The organism is Streptomyces boluensis (genome assembly GCF_009908195.1).
Lineage (GTDB): Bacteria > Actinomycetota > Actinomycetes > Streptomycetales > Streptomycetaceae > Streptomyces > Streptomyces boluensis.
On record NZ_JAAAHS010000581.1, the window covers coordinates 1 to 3291 of the forward strand.

1 rRNA gene is annotated in these 3291 nt (G+C 56.9%); it reads left to right on the forward strand.

Annotated elements, in window-relative coordinates:
- Positions 1-145 precede the first annotated feature (145 nt).
- Positions 146-3269 (forward strand): 23S ribosomal RNA (locus GUY60_RS36150).
- Positions 3270-3291 lie beyond the last annotated feature (22 nt).

Below are 3291 nucleotides of genomic sequence, written 5' to 3' on the forward strand. Positions count from 1 at the left end.
GTGTCGGGCACGCTGTTGGGTGTCTGAGGGTACGGCCGATTGTGGCTGCCTTCAGTGCCGACCCCAGTGCACTCGGAACGCTGGTTCCGGGGTGATGGGTGGTTGGTCGTTGTTTGAGAACTGCACAGTGGACGCGAGCATCTGTGGCCAAGTTTTTAAGGGCGCACGGTGGATGCCTTGGCACCAGGAACCGATGAAGGACGTGGGAGGCCACGATAGTCCCCGGGGAGCCGTCAACCAGGCTTTGATCCGGGGGTTTCCGAATGGGGAAACCCGGCAGTCGTCATGGGCTGTCACCCATGCCTGAACACATAGGGCATGTGGAGGGAACGAGGGGAAGTGAAACATCTCAGTACCCTCAGGAAGAGAAAACAACCGTGATTCCGGGAGTAGTGGCGAGCGAAACCGGATGAGGCCAAACCGTATACGTGTGAGACCCGGCAGGGGTTGCGTGTGCGGGGTTGTGGGATCTCTCTTTCACAGTCTGCCGGCTGTGAGACGAGTCAGAAACCGTTGATGTAGGCGAAGGACATGCGAAAGGTCCGGCGTAGAGGGTAAGACCCCCGTAGTCGAAACATCAGCGGCTCGTTTGAGAGACACCCAAGTAGCACGGGGCCCGAGAAATCCCGTGTGAATCTGGCGGGACCACCCGCTAAGCCTAAATATTCCCTGGTGACCGATAGCGGATAGTACCGTGAGGGAATGGTGAAAAGTACCGCGGGAGCGGAGTGAAATAGTACCTGAAACCGTGTGCCTACAAGCCGTGGGAGCGTCGCTGGCAGCACTTGTGCTGTCAGTCGTGACTGCGTGCCTTTTGAAGAATGAGCCTGCGAGTTAGCGGTGTGTAGCGAGGTTAACCCGTGTGGGGAAGCCGTAGCGAAAGCGAGTCCGAATAGGGCGTTTGAGTTGCACGCTCTAGACCCGAAGCGGAGTGATCTAGCCATGGGCAGGTTGAAGCGGCTGTAAGAGGTCGTGGAGGACCGAACCCACCAGGGTTGAAAACCTGGGGGATGACCTGTGGTTAGGGGTGAAAGGCCAATCAAACTCCGTGATAGCTGGTTCTCCCCGAAATGCATTTAGGTGCAGCGTCGTGTGTTTCTTGCCGGAGGTAGAGCACTGGATAGGCGATGGGCCCTACCGGGTTACTGACCTTAGCCAAACTCCGAATGCCGGTAAGTGAGAGCGCGGCAGTGAGACTGTGGGGGATAAGCTCCATGGTCGAGAGGGAAACAGCCCAGAGCATCGACTAAGGCCCCTAAGCGTACGCTAAGTGGGAAAGGATGTGGAGTCGCAGAGACAACCAGGAGGTTGGCTTAGAAGCAGCCACCCTTGAAAGAGTGCGTAATAGCTCACTGGTCAAGTGATTCCGCGCCGACAATGTAGCGGGGCTCAAGCGTACCGCCGAAGTCGTGTCATTGCAGCAATAGGGCCAACGCCCGCTGTGATGGGTAGGGGAGCGTCGTGTGCCGGGTGAAGCAGCCGCGGAAGCGAGTTGTGGACGGTTCACGAGTGAGAATGCAGGCATGAGTAGCGATACACACGTGAGAAACGTGTGCGCCGATTGACTAAGGGTTCCTGGGTCAAGCTGATCTGCCCAGGGTAAGTCGGGACCTAAGGCGAGGCCGACAGGCGTAGTCGATGGACAACCGGTTGATATTCCGGTACCCGCTTTGAAACGCCCAATATCGAATCAGGCGATGCTAAGTCCGTGAAGCCGTTCCGGACCCTTCGGGGAAAGGAAAGTGGTGGAGCCGACGAACCAGACTTGTAGTAGGTAAGCGATGGGGTGACGCAGGAAGGTAGTCCAGCCCGGGCGGTGGTTGTCCCGGGGTAAGGGTGTAGGCCGTGTGATAGGCAAATCCGTCACACATTGAGGCTGAGACCTGATGCCGAGCCGATTGTGGTGAAGTGGATGATCCTATGCTGTCGAGAAAAGCCTCTAGCGAGTTTCATGGCGGCCCGTACCCTAAACCGACTCAGGTGGTCAGGTAGAGAATACCGAGGCGTTCGGGTGAACTATGGTTAAGGAACTCGGCAAAATGCCCCCGTAACTTCGGGAGAAGGGGGGCCATTCCTGGTGATGAGATTTACTCTCTGAGCTGGGGGTGGCCGCAGAGACCAGCGAGAAGCGACTGTTTACTAAAAACACAGGTCCGTGCGAAGCCGTAAGGCGATGTATACGGACTGACGCCTGCCCGGTGCTGGAACGTTAAGGGGACCGGTTAGTGCACTTTCGGGTGTGCGAAGCTGAGAACTTAAGCGCCAGTAAACGGCGGTGGTAACTATAACCATCCTAAGGTAGCGAAATTCCTTGTCGGGTAAGTTCCGACCTGCACGAATGGCGTAACGACTTCTCGACTGTCTCAACCATAGGCCCGGTGAAATTGCACTACGAGTAAAGATGCTCGTTTCGCGCAGAAGGACGGAAAGACCCCGGGACCTTTACTACAGTTTGATATTGGTGTTCGGTTCGGCTTGTGTAGGATAGGTGGGAGACTTTGAAGCGGCCACGCCAGTGGTTGTGGAGTCGTCGTTGAAATACCACTCTGGTCGTGCTGGATGTCTAACCTCGGTCCGTGATCCGGATCAGGGACAGTGTCTGATGGGTAGTTTAACTGGGGCGGTTGCCTCCCAAAGAGTAACGGAGGCGCCCAAAGGTTCCCTCAGCCTGGTTGGCAATCAGGTGTTGAGTGTAAGTGCACAAGGGAGCTTGACTGTGAGACCGACGGGTCGAGCAGGGACGAAAGTCGGGACTAGTGATCCGGCGGTGGCTTGTGGAAGCGCCGTCGCTCAACGGATAAAAGGTACCCCGGGGATAACAGGCTGATCTTCCCCAAGAGTCCATATCGACGGGATGGTTTGGCACCTCGATGTCGGCTCGTCGCATCCTGGGGCTGGAGTCGGTCCCAAGGGTTGGGCTGTTCGCCCATTAAAGCGGTACGCGAGCTGGGTTTAGAACGTCGTGAGACAGTTCGGTCCCTATCCTCTGTGCGCGTAGGAATATTGAGAAGGGCTGTCCCTAGTACGAGAGGACCGGGACGGACGAACCTCTGGTGTGCCAGTTGTCCTGCCAAGGGCATGGCTGGTTGGCTACGTTCGGAAAGGATAACCGCTGAAAGCATCTAAGCGGGAAGCCTGCTTCGAGATGAGTATTCCCACCCCCTTTGAGGGGTTAAGGCTCCCAGTAGACGACTGGGTTGATAGGCCGGATGTGGAAGCCCTGTAAGGGGTGGAGCTGACCGGTACTAATAGGCCGAGGGCTTGTCCTCAGTTGCTCGCGTCCACTGTGTT